Source organism: Allobosea massiliensis, assembly GCF_042655245.1.
Classification (GTDB): domain Bacteria; phylum Pseudomonadota; class Alphaproteobacteria; order Rhizobiales; family Beijerinckiaceae; genus Allobosea; species Allobosea massiliensis.
Map to the genome: position 1 here is coordinate 312,655 of NZ_JBHSLU010000004.1, position 15,158 is coordinate 327,812.

The 15,158-nt window shown below is 68.5% G+C and carries 12 protein-coding genes; 4 read left to right on the forward strand and 8 right to left on the reverse strand.

Annotation, left to right across the window (positions count from 1 at the left end):
* Positions 1-5: 5 nt before the first annotated feature.
* From ribB to ACFPN9_RS02535, 4 genes are all read right to left on the reverse strand, one after another.
* Positions 6-1,283: a 3,4-dihydroxy-2-butanone-4-phosphate synthase gene (gene ribB / locus ACFPN9_RS02520; protein ID WP_082735481.1), complete on the reverse strand. Its 1,278-nt coding sequence runs from the start codon at positions 1,281-1,283 to the stop codon at positions 6-8.
* Positions 1,284-1,390: 107 nt separating this feature from the next.
* Positions 1,391-2,509, reverse strand: coding sequence for a chorismate synthase (gene aroC, locus ACFPN9_RS02525; protein ID WP_377815204.1), 1,119 nt, complete (start codon positions 2,507-2,509; stop codon positions 1,391-1,393).
* A 72-nt stretch (positions 2,510-2,581) separates the two neighbouring features.
* On the reverse strand, positions 2,582-6,604 hold the full coding sequence (locus tag ACFPN9_RS02530; protein WP_066725438.1) for a Pls/PosA family non-ribosomal peptide synthetase: 4,023 nt from the start codon (positions 6,602-6,604) through the stop codon (positions 2,582-2,584).
* 240 nt (positions 6,605-6,844) lie between these two features.
* Complete coding sequence (locus ACFPN9_RS02535) at positions 6,845-7,774, reverse strand: histone deacetylase family protein (RefSeq protein WP_066725435.1); 930 nt, start codon at positions 7,772-7,774, stop codon at positions 6,845-6,847.
* Between the two features lie 225 nt (positions 7,775-7,999).
* On the opposite strand from ACFPN9_RS02535, the gene ACFPN9_RS02540 reads away from it, so the two are divergent.
* Positions 8,000-8,596, forward strand: coding sequence for a L,D-transpeptidase (locus ACFPN9_RS02540; protein ID WP_066725432.1), 597 nt, complete (start codon positions 8,000-8,002; stop codon positions 8,594-8,596).
* Between the two features lie 24 nt (positions 8,597-8,620).
* Here the strand turns inward: ACFPN9_RS02540 and ACFPN9_RS02545 are convergent, their stop codons facing one another.
* Complete coding sequence (locus ACFPN9_RS02545) at positions 8,621-9,460, reverse strand: metallophosphoesterase (RefSeq protein ID WP_377815208.1); 840 nt, start codon at positions 9,458-9,460, stop codon at positions 8,621-8,623.
* A 478-nt stretch (positions 9,461-9,938) separates the two neighbouring features.
* Complete coding sequence (locus ACFPN9_RS02550; RefSeq protein ID WP_066725426.1) at positions 9,939-11,318, reverse strand: aspartate aminotransferase family protein; 1,380 nt, start codon at positions 11,316-11,318, stop codon at positions 9,939-9,941.
* A 218-nt stretch (positions 11,319-11,536) separates the two neighbouring features.
* Here ACFPN9_RS02550 and ACFPN9_RS02555 point away from each other — a divergent pair, with 218 nt between their 5' ends.
* Entirely contained in the window at positions 11,537-12,061 is a 525-nt protein-coding gene (locus ACFPN9_RS02555; protein ID WP_066725423.1) for a hypothetical protein, read from the forward strand.
* Positions 12,062-12,068: 7 nt separating this feature from the next.
* Here ACFPN9_RS02555 and ACFPN9_RS02560 read toward each other — a convergent pair whose 3' ends face one another.
* Positions 12,069-12,551, reverse strand: a complete 483-nt coding sequence (locus ACFPN9_RS02560; RefSeq protein WP_066725420.1) for a MarR family winged helix-turn-helix transcriptional regulator — start codon at positions 12,549-12,551, stop codon at positions 12,069-12,071.
* A gap of 105 nt (positions 12,552-12,656) precedes the next feature.
* Between ACFPN9_RS02560 and ACFPN9_RS02565 the strand changes: the two genes are divergently transcribed.
* Entirely contained in the window at positions 12,657-13,433 is a 777-nt protein-coding gene (locus tag ACFPN9_RS02565) for a DUF1499 domain-containing protein (protein ID WP_066725417.1), read from the forward strand.
* Between the two features lie 3 nt (positions 13,434-13,436).
* Here ACFPN9_RS02565 and ACFPN9_RS02570 read toward each other — a convergent pair whose 3' ends face one another.
* Positions 13,437-14,351: an MBL fold metallo-hydrolase gene (locus ACFPN9_RS02570; protein ID WP_066725414.1), complete on the reverse strand. Its 915-nt coding sequence runs from the start codon at positions 14,349-14,351 to the stop codon at positions 13,437-13,439.
* Positions 14,352-14,477: 126 nt separating this feature from the next.
* Here ACFPN9_RS02570 and ACFPN9_RS02575 point away from each other — a divergent pair, with 126 nt between their 5' ends.
* Positions 14,478-15,104, forward strand: a complete 627-nt coding sequence (locus ACFPN9_RS02575) for a biotin transporter BioY (protein ID WP_082733118.1) — start codon at positions 14,478-14,480, stop codon at positions 15,102-15,104.
* Positions 15,105-15,158: the final 54 nt, after the last annotated feature.

Below are 15,158 nucleotides of genomic sequence, written 5' to 3' on the forward strand. Positions count from 1 at the left end.
GTCCCTCACGCCAGCGGGCGTGTCTCCACGATCTCGATGCCGAAGCCGCTGAGCCCGACGAAGGAGCGCGGCGACGAGGCGAGGTTCACGATCGAGCGCACGCCGAGATCGCGCAGGATCTGCGCGCCGAGGCCGACCTCGCGCCATTGCTGGGAGCGCTGCGCATCCGCGCCCTCCTCGACCGGCTTGATCGGCACGCCGGCCGAGCCATCGCGGAGATAGACCAGCACGCCGCGCCCGTCCTGCTCGAACGCCAGCAGCGCGCACTGGATCGCACTCGCTCCGCCGATGACATCGGCCACGACATCGGCGCGGTGCAGCCGCGAGGGAATCCGCTCGCCTTCGCCGATCTTGCCCATGACGAAGGCGAAATGCTGCGTGTCGTCGAAGGGCGTCACATAGACATGGCCGGTCATCTCGCCGAAGGCGCTCTTGACCGGAAAAGAATGCACGCGCTCGACCAGCTTCTCGCGCGACTGGCGATAGGCGATGAGATCGGCCACCGTGATCTGCTTCAGGCCGTGCTTCTCGGCGAAGGCGGCGATCTGCGGCCCCTTCATCACCGTGCCGTCGTCATTGGCGAGCTCGCAGATCACCCCGACCGGCGGCAGGTCGGCCAGTTTGCAGAGGTCCACCGCGGCCTCGGTATGGCCCGAGCGCATCAGCACCCCGCCCTCCTTCGCGATCAGCGGGAAGACATGGCCCGGCCGCACGAAATCGCCCGCGCCCATATTGCCGTTCGCCAGCGCCCGCACCGTGTTGCAGCGCTGCTCGGCCGAGATGCCCGTCGTCAGCCCGTGCTTGACGTCGACCGTGACGGTAAAGGCCGTGCCCAGGGGCGCGTCGTTCGAGGACACCATCGGGTCGAGCCGCAGGCGCCGGGCTTCGGAGGCTGTGAGCGGCGCGCAGACGATGCCGCAGGTGTTGCGGATGATGAAGGCCATCTTCTCCGGCGTGCAGAGCGAGGCGGCGACGATCAGGTCGCCCTCGTTCTCGCGATCGTCGTCATCGGTGACGATGACGATCTCGCCGCGGGCGAAGGCCTCGATGGTGGCGGTGACGTTGTTGGGCATGGCGGCCTCGCGTGGCCTGACCAGGCCGAGGAAATCATTGGGGGTGACGGCGCCGCCCGTCGCGGCGGCGATGCGCTCGGCGCTTTCGCGCGAGATCCAGGCGCTCTGGTCGTTGCAGAGGGCCGTCACGCTGGCCGGCGACAGGCCGACCAGCCGCGCGAAGGCGCTGCGGCCGATCTTGTTCTGCGTGAGCCAAGCGTCGAGCTTCATCCCCGCAAACTAAGGCAACCGCCCTTCATCCGCAATGAAGCAAGCGCGCAATTTCAGTATGACTGAAATGCAAAGGCGCCATCATCGGCGAGGTACGCGGGTTGGCCTCACTCCTGGAACGGCCACCGCGGCTCGACCACGCCGACCTGCGCCCGGTGCCGCAGGAAATGATCGGCCAGGACGCAGGCGACCATGGCCTCGCCCACCGGCACCGCGCGGATGCCGACGCAAGGGTCATGGCGGCCCTTGGTGAACATCTCGGCCTCGCCGCCGCTGCGCGTCACGGTCGCCCGCGTCGCCAGGATGGACGAGGTCGGCTTCACCGCGAAGCGCGCCACGATCGGCTGCCCGGTCGAGATGCCGCCGAGGATGCCGCCGGCATGGTTGGAGAGGAACAGCGGCCGCCCGTCATTGCCGGCGCGCATCTCGTCGGCGTTCTCCTCGCCGGAAAGTGCGGCCGCGTCGAAACCGTCGCCGATCTCGACTCCCTTGACGGCGTTGATGCTCATCAGCGCGGCCGCGATCTCGGCGTCGAGCTTGCCATAGATCGGCGCGCCCAGCCCCACCGGCACGCCCTCCGCCACGATCTCGAGCACCGCCCCGGTCGAGGAGCCGGACTTCCGGACGCCGTCGAGATAGCCCTCGAAGAAAGCGGCGGCCTTCGCGTCCGGGCAGAAGAAGGGATTGCGGCCGACCTCCTCCCAGTCCCAGTTGGCGCGGTCGATCTTGTGCGGCCCCATCTGGACCAGCGCCCCGCGGACGACGAGCCCCGGCACGACCTTGCGCGCGATCGCGCCCGCCGCCACCCGCATCGCCGTCTCGCGCGCCGAGGACCGCCCGCCGCCGCGATAGTCGCGGATGCCGTATTTCACGTCATAGGTGAAATCGGCATGCCCCGGGCGGTACTTGTCCTTGATCTCGGAATAATCCTTCGAGCGCTGGTCGACATTGTCGATCATCAGCCCGATCGGGGTGCCGGTCGTGATCTGCACGCCGTCGCTCTCGCGCGCGAAGACGCCCGAGACGATGCGGACCTGATCGGGCTCCTGCCGCTGCGTGGTGAAGCGCGACTGGCCGGGCCTGCGCCGGTCGAGATCGCCCTGGATGTCGGCCTCGGTCAGCGGGATCAGCGGCGGGCAGCCATCGACCACGCAGCCGATGGCCGGCCCATGGCTCTCGCCGAATGTCGTGACGCGGAAGAGATGGCCGAACGAGTTGTGGGACATGGAAACCTGCACAGAAATCCGTGCAGGCTCATAGTCCCGGGCAGGACTGGCGGTCAAACACCACGCTGTCGCTCAATGCCCCGCAGACACCGCCGCCGGCACCGCCGGCGCTCCCTCCCAGCGCGTGTGCGCCGGCAGGTTCTCGCCCTTCATGATGACGGTCAGCAGCCCGACCTGCGCATAATCGCCGACATGGGTGTCGTAGAGCACCGTCGCGCCGGCCCCGACGCAGACGCCCTTTCCGAGCTTCACCCGGCCGACCTTCATTACCCGGTCCTCGTAGAGATGGGTCTGCAGGGCGGAATGCGCGTTGATCGTGCAATAGTCCCCGACATTGATGCAGTCGAACTCGGTGATGTCTGTCGAGTCGAGCCAGACGCCCTTGCCGTACTTCGCGCCGAACAGCTTCAGGAACCACGGCAGGAAGGGCGTGCCGCGCAGATGGTCGAACAGCACCTTGCCGCCGAGCCCCCAGTACAGCACGGCCACCGCCTCGGTCCGCATCGCCCACCAGGACCACATCGGCTTCATCACCGGCTTGTAGACGCCCATCATCAGCCACTTCATCGTGGCGCAGATGACCGCCTGCGTGATCGCGATCAGCACCGCGACGCCCATGAAGGCGAGCACCAGCCCACCCCAGTCCTGCTCGTTGATGCGCTGCTGCAGCACGAGATCGACCGCGATGGTTCCGAAGGTGATGAACAGCATCGCCGGGAAGGAGGTGTGCAGGGCCTCGAAGGTGCCGCGCGCCACCTGCTTGCGCAGCGAGGGCTTGTAGGTCCAGTCCGCCCCGAGATCGACCTTCTGCCGCGTCGGCAGCCGGATGGCCGGTGAACCGAACCAGGTGTCGCCGGGCTGCATCCGGTCATTGGCCGGCGGCTTCGACTTGATGCCGATCAGCACGCGATCCGGGATGACCGCGCCCGGCGGCACCACGGCGTCGTTGCCTACGAAGACCTGCTCGCCGGTGCGCGTCATGTCGAGCCGCATATAGCCGCGGCGCATGTCTTCGTCCCCGAAGACGACCTCGTCGGCGATGAAGTTTCCGGCACCGATGGCGGTCAGGTCGAAGCGCCCCGAGAGATTGGTCGAGATTTCGGCGCCGGAGCCGATGCGGGCGCCCATCAGCCGATACCAGGCGCGCATATAGATGGTCGCGAACAGCGAAGAGAGCGTCTCGAGCGTTACCTCCGTCGCCAGCGAGACGGTCCATTTCCGGGCATAGAAGCCGGAATGGATCGAATAAGAGCCCGAGGTCACCCGCGGCAGGATCGCCCAGCGCAGCCCGGCCATCAGGAAGACGGTGAAGGAGATCAGCCCAATCGCGGTCGGCCAGGTCAGCAGCGGCAGATACCAGAGATAGCTGATCTCCGACCAGGACGAGATCCAGTCGTCGATCTGGTCGAACAGCCAGAAGGCCGGGAAGATCGGCAGCAAGCTGATCGGCGGCACGACGACGAGCATCAGCACGCAGAAGGCGGTCATCGCCGCGCGGCGGCCGGGCCCGGCCTCGGCCTGCGGCGGCAGCGCCGCGAGATCGACCGTCCCGGTCTTGCGGGCGGGCGAGCCGTCCCAGATCTCGGCTTCGGCGATCTGCGCCCGCGGCGGGATCGCGGTCAAATCGCCGATCTCGACATGGTCGCCGATCACGCAATCATGACCGAAAACGACGGAGGCGCCGGCGCAGACATCGCGGCCGATGGTAATCCGTCCGATGATCAGCTTGTCGCCGATCGCCTCGCCATTGGCGAAGGTCGTCTTGGAGCCGAACGTGGTCCCGTCGCCGATCTCGATCAGGTCGATGGCGCCGGCCTCGTAATCGGAGATGATGACGTCGCGCCCGACCTTGGCGCCCAGCAAACGCCAGTAGACCCGCATTACCGGAGAGCCCTGCAGCCACTTGATGTGGACGAGCCCGGCGACGCGCGCCGCGAACCACCAGCGGAAGTAATAGACGCCCCAGAGCGGATAGACCCCGGGCTTGGTCCGCCCCAGCACGATCCATTTCAGCGCGATCGCGATGAGGCCCGTGACGACCGTGATGGCGACATAGACGCCGAGCAGCGCGAAGATCTGGCCGACCAGCGGCAGATCCTCGCCGGAAAGCAGCATGTAGGTGACGAAGATGCCGAGCCATTGCGCCGTCGAGAGGCCGATGATCACCGGCAGCGCCACGGCCTGCGCCAGTCCGCACAGGAAGCGGCGCAGGAAGGGCGGCGGCGTGAAGGAGAGGTCCTGCGCCTCGGCGATGCCGCGCCCGTCGAGCAACGCCGCCATGCCGCGCAGGGTGCGCGCGCCATAGACGTCCTGCAGCGTGATGCCGGCATAGGCCGGGTTCTCGCGGACGATCGAGATGAAGCGCGCCGCCAGCAGCGAATGCCCGCCGAGATCGACGAAGAAATCGGCCTCCAGCGGCAGGCTTGATGCCCCCAGCACGCGCTTGGCGGCGTCGAGGAGCGCCGCTTCCGTGGCGTTGCGCGGCGGCTCCTGCTCGCCTTGCGCGCTCGGCGCCGTCAGCGGGGCGGCCTTCAGCATCCGCCGGTCGACCTTGCCGGAGACCATGCGCGGCAGCGAGCCCACCGCCTCGAAATGCGCCGGCACCATATAGGGCGGCAGCTTTTCGCGCAGCGCCGCGCGCAGCACCGCGCCGTCGACCGCGACGCCGGGCTCGGCCACGACGAAAGCGACGAGGCGCTCGATCTCGTCATCGGTCCGCATCACCACGGCGGCCTGGTGCACGCCGGGCTCGTCGGCGAGCTTGGATTCGATCTCGCCGAGCTCGACACGGAAACCGCGGATCTTGATCTGGTCGTCGATGCGCCCGTGGAAGACGATGTTGCCGGCCTCGTCGAGGCTGACCGCGTCGCCCGAACGATAGAGCACCGGATCATCGGGGCCGAAGGGCTGCCCGAACGGGTTGGGGATGAACTTCTCGGCGGTGAGCTCGGGGCGGCCGTGATAGCCCTGCGCCACGCCCGGCCCGCCGATCAGCAGCTCGCCCTGTTCGCCGGGGCCGACCAGCGCCATCGCCTCGTTGACGACATAGGCGGTGTAGTTGGGAATGGGCCGGCCGATGGTCACCGTCTCGCCCGGATGGACCTCGGCCGCAGTGGCGACAACCGTCGCCTCGGTCGGGCCATAGGTGTTCAGGATGCGCCGGCCAGGTTTCGACCATTTCTGCACCGTTGCCGGCGGCAGCGCCTCGCCGCCGAGCAGGATCAGCTTCAGCGAGGGCACGTCGGCGGGCAGGATGCCGAGCAGCGTCGGCACGGTGTCGATGACCGTGACGCCGGCCTGGGTCAGGATCGCCGGCAGCTTCTCGGCATCGCCCATCATCTCCGGCGAGGCAACAAAGAGCGTCGCGCCCGCGAGATAGGGCGTCCAGATTTCTTCCATCGAGAGGTCGAAGGCGACCGAGGCGCCCTGGAACACGACGTCGTCCGGGCCGATTCCGTAGAGCGCGTTCCCCGACCGCAGGAAATGGCAGATGTTGCGGTGGCTGATGACGATCGCCTTCGGCGTACCCGTCGAGCCGGAGGTGTAGATCAGATAAGCGGGATGCTCGCGCGTCAGCCCGGTGGCACGGGCGGGCATCGCATGCCCGTCATCGCCCTCCGCGAGCCCATCCGGCGTCCAGACGATGCGCTCGGTCGAGGCGGCGCGACCGATCCAGGCCGGGCATGTGACGATGCCCTTGGCCTGCGCATCGGCCAGGCAGACGGCGATGCGCTCGACCGGCGCCTCGGCATCGAAAGGGATCCAGGCCGCGCCGGCGCGCGTGATCGCGATCTGCGCGACCAGCAGATCGATGCCCCGCGGCATCCAAAGACCGACGAGATCGCCCGGTCCGACGCCCTGCAGCGCGAGCCCGCGCGCCTGCCGGCCAGCCAGCGCCCAGATCTCGTCATAGCTCAGGCGGCGGCTGCCATCGACCAGCGCGGGATGCGCTCCCCGGTCCGCGACGGTGGCGGCTAGGATTTCGCCCAGGACCTCGTCGCGCAACAGTTCGGGGCGCTTGTCGCCCGCCATCATGGCGACGGGGGTCGGGCTCGCCTGGTCTGCCGTTCCCGGCAGCATGGTCATGTCGTTCATTGCGCCCCGCTGCGCGCAGCCGACCGGTTTCGCGAAGCGCGGCGCCCTCGCCCGCATCCCGATCCGACGCCGCTGTCACGCACCTCTTGCCTGCTGGAAAACGCACGATCCCGCGCCTTTTCCGATCGCTTCCCCCGGCCGGGCGAGTGCCGCAACGCGGCCTCGCTCTAGCACGCTTCTCCTGCCCACGCACCTCTGAACCCATGATGAACACCACGCATGGGCCGATGCGACGCTGCGTCATCCACGCATCAGCGCCATCACATGTGCCGCCGCCGAACGCGACAGACCTTCGAGGTCGTAGCCGCCTTCCAGCACGGAAACGATGCGCCCGCCGCACTGACGATCCGCGATCTCCATCAGCCTCTGCGTCGCCCAGGCGAAATCGGGCTCCTTCAGATTCAGGTTGGCGAGCGGATCGCGCCAATGTGCATCGAATCCCGCCGAAATAATGATCAGATCCGGCGAAAATCCGGCGATGCGCGGCAGCAGGACGCTCTCCATCGCCTCCCGGAAGGCGTCGGAGCCATCCCCGGCGCTGAGAGGCGCGTTGACGATGGTGTCGTGGGCGCCGCGCTCGGACGCCGCGCCCGTGCCCGGATAGAGCGGCATCTCATGGCTGGACGCGTAGAGCACGCTGGCATCGTCCCAGAAGATCTCCTGGGTCCCGTTGCCGTGATGGACGTCCCAATCGATGATCGCCACCCGTTCCGCCCCATGGCGCCGCTGGGCATGACGGGCCGCGATCGCCGCCTGGTTGAAGAAGCAGAACCCCATCGCCTTGACGCTCTCGGCATGGTGGCCGGGCGGCCGCGTGGCGCTGAAAGCGTTGGCGACGCGGCCGGTCATCACCTCGTCCACCGCCTGCACCGCGCCGCCGACGCCGTGCAGCACGGCTTCGAGCGTGCCGGGGGACATCGTCGTGTCGGCATCGAAGGGGACGAGCCCCTGCGCGGGCGAGGCCGCCAGCACCGCCTCGACGAAGTCGTGCGGATGGCAAAGGCCGACCTGCTCCAGCGTGCCCCGCGGCGCCGCCTCGCGAATCAGCGGCGCGAAACGCTCGGTCTCCAGCGCCGCTTCGACGGCCCGAAGCCTGTCGGGACGCTCGGGATGGCCGAGCGGGGTCTCATGCGCAAGGCTGGACGGGTGCGTCAGCAGGAGTGTCGTCACAGGCGGGGCCCCTCGGGACGGTTAGAGACAGAAAACGTGGCAAGATGGCCACGGTGCAGTGCGAAACGCGTGATTCGGCGCGCCCCAGCGGAACCCAAATTGCGCCGTGTCCGTTTGCGCCCTAGACCATCCGCCAGCGCGCAAAGTCGAGCTGAAGCCGACGGATACGAAGCGTTAACCCTGAATTCATCATAAAGATCGCCTTCGGGCCGTCTGGTGGACGTCATGAAACAGACCGCGATCCTTGCCTTGGCGCTCTCGACCCTGCTGGGAGCCTGCCAGTACAAGAGCGTCAACGCGCCGGCCCTGTCTCAGAGGGATGCCGAGTACATCGCCCTGGTGCCGAAGTTCGAGCACCATCTCACCCATCTGCCCTACGAGATCGCCGACCCGACGGACCAGCCACCCGGCACCATCGTCGTCGATACGCGGGAGAAGTATCTCTATTACGTGCTGCCGAACAAGAAGGCGATCCGCTACGGCGTCGCCACCGGCGACGAGGCCTTCGGCTGGACCGGCGAGGCGGTCGTCCAGCGCAAGGCGGAATGGCCGCGCTGGACCCCGCCGGCCGAAATGATCGCGCGCTGGCCGCATCTGGCGCCGCGCGCCGGCGGCATGGAGGGCGGACCCGACAATCCGCTCGGTGCCCGCGCCCTCTATCTCTACCAGAACGGCCGCGACACGCTCTATCGCATCCACGGCACCAACGAACCCGAGACGATCGGCCGCTCGGCCTCCTCCGGCTGCATCCGAATGCGCAACATCGACGTGATCGACCTGTTCAACCGCGTGCCCAACGGCACGAAGGTGATCGTGACCTGATCCGAGCGGGACGCCGTCCGGCGCTCAGCCCAGTTCGATCAGCACGATCTCGGGCGGAATGCCGAAGCGGATCGGCAGCTGGCTGGTGCCGATGCCTCCCGAGACGACGAGATCGCGCCCCGCCTCGCGGACATGGCCATAGGCGTAACGATTGCCATAGCGCGACGGCACGATCGGCGCCCAGCCCAGAAACCGCACCTGCCCGCCATGAGTGTGGCCCGAGAGCGTCAGCGTCACCCGGTCGGGCATGCGGGCGAAGACGTCGGGCTCGTGGGCCATCATGATCACCGGCGCCTCGTCATCGGTGATCTGCGCCATCGTTCCTGCGAGGTCGTCGATACCGCGCGGACGGCGCCCTCTCGACAGGAAGGCGATCTGGTCGCCGAGCCCGGCCAGCCAGAGCGGCCCGCCTGCCGTGTCGAGCCTGACGGCCTTGTTCTCCAGAACCGGGATCCCGACGCGCTCCAGCGCGAGACCGACCTGCGTCGGTCCCTGTCGCAGCTGCTGTGTCGGCTCGTCATGCCACCAGTCGTGATTGCCCAGCACGGCGAAGACGCCGTCCCGCGCCTGAAGCCGGGCGAGTTCGGTTGCCAGATCCGCGAGGCTGGGATCGGAGGCGATACGTGCTCGGCTGGCGACGAAATCGCCGAGCAGCAGCGTCAGATCGGGCGCCAGCGCATTGGTCGCAGCGACGAGTTCGGACACCCGCGAGAGCGGCACGTGCAGCGATCCGACATGCAGATCGGACAGGATCGCCAACCTCAGGCGCCGTCCCTCCGGCCAGCCGCGCGGGGTGAGCCGGTAGCGGGTCACGTTCTGCCGCCCCGGCTCCCAGACCGCCGCATAGGCGCCCGGCCCCGCCATGGCCAAAAAAAGACCGGCGAGAGTCCGAAGAACTCTGCGCCGGTCAAGCATGGAGGGTCTCGAAGGGGTCTAGGAAGTCAGTCGTCGAATCCGTTGCGGAGGACACCGGCAAGCCGGGATGGTGCATCCTTCGCACGGTGATCCAACGCAGCCGGGGCGCGTCTTGTTCCAGCGGCCAATGCAGGCAGCGCGATGGGCTTGAACCAGGATGCGTAGGCCTCCCTGGCGTGGGCATCGTGGAAACTCGCATGGGCGGGGATCGCGCGGCGGGGTTGAGACGGGGTCGTCATGGGTTCCGACTGGGTTGGTTTCCGTGGCAGCGACGGGACCGTCGCCGCAGCGAAACTTGCCCAACGATCGGGACGCCAAAACGGCATGATCGTGATGCGCTTCGGGCAAATTGTGTCAGGAGGTTCGCCCCGCGCCACAATCATGAAAGACCCGCACCCACCGCATGCCGCGAAGGGCCGCCGCCGCATCAGGCGGCGAGCAGGCCTTCCGCCTTGGCCCAGGCCAGGGTCTTGTCGAGAGCGCGCTCGTAGCGGTCGAACATCTCCTCGATCTCCGCCTCCTTCATGATCAACGGCGGGCAGAAGGCGACGCGGTCGCCCATCGCCCGCAGGATCAGGCCTTCCTGCTGCGCGAACAGCACCGACTTCGGCCCGACGCCCTTCTTGATCTCGAACGAGGCCTTCGTCGCCTTGTCGCGGACCAGCTCGACACCGCCGATCATGCCGACGCCGCGCGCCTCGCCGACGAGCGGATGCTCCTCAAGCTTGGTCAGGCGGCGCAGGAAGGTCGGCGAGACGCTACGGACATGCTCGACGATTCGCTCGCGCTGGTAGATCTCCAGCGTCTTGACCGCCACCGCGCAGCCCACCGGGTGGCCGGCATAGGTGTTCCCGTGGCCGAAGGTGCCGATCTTGCGGCTCTGGTCGACGAGGACCTCGTAGACCCGCTCGTTCATCATCACCGCGCTGAGCGGGAAATAGGCCGAGGTGATCTGCTTGGCGCAGGACAGCGTGTCGGCGGCGAGCCCGTAGGTCGTGGTGCCGAACATATTGCCGGTCCGTCCGAAGCCGGTGATGACCTCGTCGGCGATGAAGAGGATATCGTACTTCGCCAGCACGGCGTTGATCTTCTCGAAATAGCCGGCCGGCGGCGTGATCGCACCGCCCGCGCCCATCACCGGCTCGGCGATGAAGGCGGCGACGGTATCGGGCCCCTCGCGCAGGATCATCTCCTCCAGCTCGGCGGCCATGCGCGAGGAGAAATCCTGCTCGCTCTCGCCGGGCTCGGCGAAGCGGTAGTGATGCGGGCAGGAGGTATGCAGGATGCCGGGCAGCGGCAGGTCGAAATCGATGTGGTTGTTGGGCAGGCCGGTCAGGGAGGCGGAGGCGACGGTGACGCCGTGATAACCCTTCAGCCGCGAGATGATCTTCTTCTTCTGCGGCCGGCCCAGCGCATTGTTCATGTACCAGACGATCTTGATCTGGGTGTCGTTCGCATCCGAGCCGGAGGCGCCGTAGAACACCTTCGAGATCGGAACCGGCGCGATCTCCTTCAGCTTCTCCGCCAGCTCGATCGCGGGGTCGTGGCTGCGCCCGCCAAAGATGTGCTGGAAGGGCAGCTTCTTCATCTGCTCATAGGCGGTCTCGATCAGCTCCTGGTTGGAGTAGCCGAGCGCCGTGCACCAGAGGCCCGCCATGCCCTCCAGATATTCCTTGCCGTTGCTGTCATAGACATAGACGCCCTTGCCGCTCTCCAGCACCAGCGGACCCGTCTCCCGATGCGCGGCGAGGTTCGTATAGGGGTGAACGAGAGTCTCGATGTCGCGGACGGCGAGGTTGGACAGCATCGTGCGGATCCCCTGATGCGAGTGGTGTCGTGTGCCAGCATAGACCGGCGCCCGCGCAAGCGCTGAGCGAATTTATCGCAACCCGAGGCAGACTCTGCCGCAGGGCCGGCGGATCTCGATCCATCCATCACCGCGGCCGCTCAGGCCGGCCGGGCTTGTCAGGCGCCTCCCGCCTCGGCATCGTCGGCGCCTGTTTGGAACGGTTCGGAAGAGGCCGCATGATCGACCCGGCAGCAATGGTGAACCGGCCCGCCCCGGGCCGGGACTGCGGCACCTGCACGCTCTGTTGCAAGGTCTATGAGGTGCCGGCAGTCGAGAGCAGGGCCGGCAGCTGGTGCCGCCATTGCCTGCCGGGCCGCGGCTGCGGCATCCACGAAACCCGCCCGCAGCATTGCCGCGCCTTCTTCTGCCTCTGGATGACGCAGGATTTCCTCGGCCCCGAGTGGAAGCCGGACCGCGCCCGCTTCGTCCTGACCATGGACCCGACGACGCGCTGGCTCTTCGTCCAGGTTGATCCCGGCGCCGCGCAGGCCTGGCGGAAGGATCCCTATCTCGGCCAACTCAGGCGCTGGGCCGCCGCGGGCGACCGCCCGGTGATCGTCTTCGTCAACAAGGTCGCGACCGCGATCATGGCCCAGGGGGAGATCCCGCTGGGCGAAATCAGCGCCGATGAGCGCCTTGTGATGCGCGAGCTGCCTGGCGGTCGCAAGACACTGGAGAAGGTGCAGGCCGTCGGCGCCTGAGCAGCGCTCAGCCCTCGTCAACCGCCCTGGCGAGATCGCGCCACGACAGCACGAGCCGGTCGAGCTCGGCCAGATCGTCCGCCGGCAGCTTGCCCAGTGTCTGCGCCACGAAATCGCGCTGCGCCGCGATGCCCGCCTCCGCCAGCCTGCGCCCCTCCGGCGTCAGATGCATCGCATAAGAGCGCCGATCCCCGGCAATGGCCCGGCGCTCCACCAGACCCGCCTGGACCAGGCGGTCGACGAGCCCGGAGACATTGCCCTTGGTGACGTAGAGGCGCTCCGCCAGTTCGTTCTGGCTGATGCCCTCGCGCTCGGTCAGCGTCGAGAGCAGATCGAATTGTGGAATCGAGAGGCCGAGCGCGCGGATCCGCGCCGTCATCTGCCCGAGCATGCGTTGATGCAGCCGCATGAACCGGAACCAGACGCGGTCCGGCTCCGTCGCATCGGCACGCGGCGCTGTCTTCAAATCCGGCACGGCCTCGCCCTTCATCAAGATTGATCACGCCTAAACCATCTCGCCGTCGCAGGCGAGATGGTGATGGCGGCATCTCAATGGTGCCTTGCCTCCATCGCGTCGCCGCGTCATCGATGGCCGATGCATCGCCGTCTCGTCTTCGAGGAACCCGTCTCGCGCGCCGCGCTCTGGAGCCGGCGCCTGGCCTGGTTCGCGCTGGCGGTGCTGCTGCTCGCCCTGCTGGTCTTCCGCAGCGGCGAACCGACGCTGGAAGGCCTTGCACCCGTGGCGGCTGCCTATGGGCTTGCGCTGCTCGCCCTGCTCCTGTCGCTGCTGGCCTTCGCGCGGATCTGGCAGACCGGCCATCGCGGTGTCGGCATGGCCGCCGGCGCCTTCCTCATGGGCGTGCTGATGCTGGTGCCAGCCGCCTATGTCGTGTTCAAGCTCGTCACCCTGCCGGCGCTGGCCGATATCTCGACCGATCTCGACGATCCCCCCACCTTCAGCCGCTCGCGCGCCGCGCTGGATGCACGCGCCGGGCGGGTGCCGCCCGACGTTCCGGCCGAGCGGCGCCGCCTGCAGCGCCGGGCCTACCCGAAGACGGTGCCGATCGTGCTCGAGGTTCCCGCGGAGACGGCCTTCGACATCGCCCGCCGCGCCGCCATCGCCCGCGGCTGGCAGGTTCTGGAGGCGACGCGACCGGGCGGGCGCAGTGGTGCGGGCCGAATCGAGGCCGTGGCCCGCGCCCGCCTCCTGCGCACGGCCGAGGACATCACCATCCGCATCCGCCCGCGTGCCGACGGCAGCCGCATCGACATCCGCTCGGCCTCCCGCCTCGGCCCCCATGACCTCGGCGTCAACGCGGCCCGGATCGCCGCCTTCGCCGAGGAGGTCGAGCTGCTGGTCGAGACGCGCTGAGCCTCAGGCCGGACGGTACCGGCTCCCGAGCCCCGGCACCGCCTCGTCGCAGAGGACGATCCCGCGGAGCACGAGATCCTCGAGCTGCGCCAGCACGGAGAGGGCCGCCGCCCCGTGCAGCGCCGGCGGCAGCCCCTGATAGATCGGCGGGACCATCTCGGCGATTCGCTCGTCGCCCGCCCGCAGGCGGCCGAGGATCGCGGCCTCGCGCTGGCGCCGGTGCAGCACCAGCCCGCGCAGGAAGCGCTGCGGCTCGGTCACTGGCCCGCCATGGCCCGGCCGGTAGAGCGCATGCTCCATCCCGCGCAGCTTCTCGACAGAGGCCATATAGGCCGCCATCGAGCCGTCCGGCGGAGCGACGATGGTGGTCGACCACGCCATGACATGGTCGCCGGAGAACAGCGTCGCTTCCTCGGGCAGCGCGAAGGCGAGATGGTTGGCGGTATGTCCCGGCGTCGCGATCGCCGTCAGGCTCCAGCCCGGCCCCGTGACCGCGTCGCCCTCCGCCAGGACATGGTCCGGCGCGTGCTCGAAATCGGCGGCGGCATCCAGGCGGGTGGCCTCGCCCTCCGCGAGCTCGCGGAACGGCCGGTGCGGCCCACAGCCGACGATGTCGGCGCCCGTCGCCGCCTTCAGCGCCCGCGCGCCTGGCGAGTGGTCGCGATGGGTGTGCGTGACGACGATATGGCTCACCGTCTCGCCGGACACTGCCGCGAGCAGCCCCGCCAGATGCGCCGCGTCCTCCGGCCCCGGATCGATGATCGCGACTTTGCCTTGCCCGACGATGTAGCTGCAGGTGCCGGTGAAGGTCATCGGCCCGCCATTGCCGGCGATCAGCCGCCGCACCAGGGGCGACAGCCGCACCACCTCGCCGGGAGGAGCCGTCGCGCTGCGGTCGAATTCGATCTCGTCGCTCATGCCTGTTTCCGCAGGGCCGCCGGGCAAGCCTGCGCGGGTCGCGCAGCTTGTGGGGCTTTGCCGCATTTTCTATAGACGGAAAAGCCGGCCGCGCAGCGCGGCCATCGCAGACAGGACGACACGCCCATGGCGCAGATGCTTCCCTTCCAGGCTCCGACGCTGGCCCATGCGGCCCTGCCCGCCGTTTCCGGCCCGCGCGCCGCGCTCCTGCGCAACATCGCGCTCGCCGTCGCCGGCAGCCTGCTCCTCGTGCTCGCCGCCAAGATCAAGGTGCCGTTCTGGCCGGTGCCGATGACGCTGCAGACGCTCGTCGTCTTCGGGCTCGGCGCAGCTTATGGCTCGCGGCTCGGCGCCGCCACCGTTGCGCTCTACATCGCCTATGGCCTCGCCGGCCTGCCGGTCTTCACCAACACGCCCCCGGTCGCCGCCGGCCCGCTCTATCTCGTCGGCCCGACGGGCGGCTTCCTGGTCGGCTTCGTCGCCGCCGCCGCCATCGCTGGCTGGGCTTCCGTCCGCGGCGCCTCGCTGGCGCGCCTCGTCGGCGGCCTCGTCCTCGCCGAGGTGGTGATGATGGCGCTGGGCTTCGGCTGGCTGGCGCTGGGCGCCCAGATGGCCGCCGGCACCACCGGGATCGGCTTCGCCAAGGCCTTCGCCTTCGGCGTGCAGCCCTTCATCCTGGGCGATCTGCTGAAGCTGGCGCTGGTCGCCTGCCTCGCCCGCGCCGGCTGGTCGGCCCTGCAGCGCCGCGGTTGAACGCTGTGTACTGACGAACGATCGAGGCCGGGCGCAAGCCCGGCCTTTTTCATA